Annotated in this window: 2 protein-coding genes; one reads left to right on the forward strand and one right to left on the reverse strand. The window is 64.2% G+C overall.

Annotation, left to right across the window (positions count from 1 at the left end; translation table 11 throughout):
* Positions 1-332: P-loop NTPase family protein (locus AC1DOC_RS34285; protein WP_478131653.1), on the forward strand; the 332-nt coding region annotated here is incomplete at its 5' end.
* Between the two features lie 56 nt (positions 333-388).
* Here AC1DOC_RS34285 and AC1DOC_RS34290 read toward each other — a convergent pair.
* A partial coding sequence (locus AC1DOC_RS34290; protein WP_478131654.1) for a polysaccharide biosynthesis protein occupies positions 389-1,211 on the reverse strand: 823 nt, incomplete at its 5' end.

The raw sequence follows: 1,211 nt of genomic DNA on the forward strand, positions 1-1,211 counted from the left end.
ATCCGGCCGACATGCTGATGTCGGAAACCTTCGTGCGCTTGCTCGACGTGCTCTCGGCGCAGTACGAACTGGTCATCATCGATACGCCGCCGGTACTGGTGGCCGCCGACACGGCCGCGGTTGCACCCTACATGGGCGCAGTGCTGCTGGTGGCCCGGGCGGATCAAACGCAGCTTGGCGAACTCAACGAAAGCGCCAAGCGCCTTGCGCACGCAGGCAAGGCGGTCAGCGGCGTGATCTTCAACGGCATCGACCTGACGCGGCGTCACTACGGCAGCCACGGCTACCGCTACGGTGGCTACAGGTACACCACGTACAAGTACAACGAATAAGCCCGCACTTTGGGCAGGCGCGGCGCTGGGGCATGCCCCGGCGTCGCAACAAGAGATCAGACGGAAGCGAGCACCGGCGGCGGGGTCGTAACGCCAGACGCCGCGCCAGCGGGTGCAACTGACACCGGTGCGGGCAGCAGGTCATTCTGGCGTTCAAGCTCCATATACACCCAGTCGACCACCTCTGCGTGCGGGCGGTAGCCACCCAGTAACTGCTGCAGCTTGCACTTGATTGCAGGCACGTCGTTGCGCTCCAGCAGCGCACCTAGTTCATCGATCTGTTGGGTCAGCTCTTGCCAAGGCGGGCATGCCTCATGCGCCTTCATTACGCGTGGATGGGAGGTGGGCATGGCGTTGTCGCCAATCAGCAGCTCTTCATAAAGCTTTTCGCCGGGCCGCAGACCGGTGATCAGCAGCTCGATGTCGCCTTCAGGGTTTTGCGCATCGCACACCGTGCGTCCCGACAGTTCCACCAGGCGGCGCGCCAGGTCGATGATGCGCACGGGCTCACCCATTTCCAGCACAAACACGTCGCCGCCCTCGGCCATGGCGCCGGCCTGGATCACCAGTTGCGCCGCTTCAGGAATAGTCATGAAGTAGCGCGTGATGTCTTCGTGCGTGAGCGTGATCGGCCCGCCCGCTTCGATCTGCTGACGAAACAGCGGCACCACCGAGCCGCTGGAGCCCAGCACATTGCCAAAGCGCACCATCGAAAAGCAGGTGCCCGGCTTCTGCTGGGCCAGGCCCTGCAGCGTCATTTCGGCCAGGCGCTTGCTGGCGCCCATGATGTTGGTCGGCCGCACGGCCTTGTCGGTGCTCACCAGCACGAATTGGTTCACACCGTGGTCACGCGCCGCCAAGGCCGCGGTGAGCGTGCCC

It is taken from the genome of Variovorax sp. 01T439_2 (assembly GCF_056398445.1).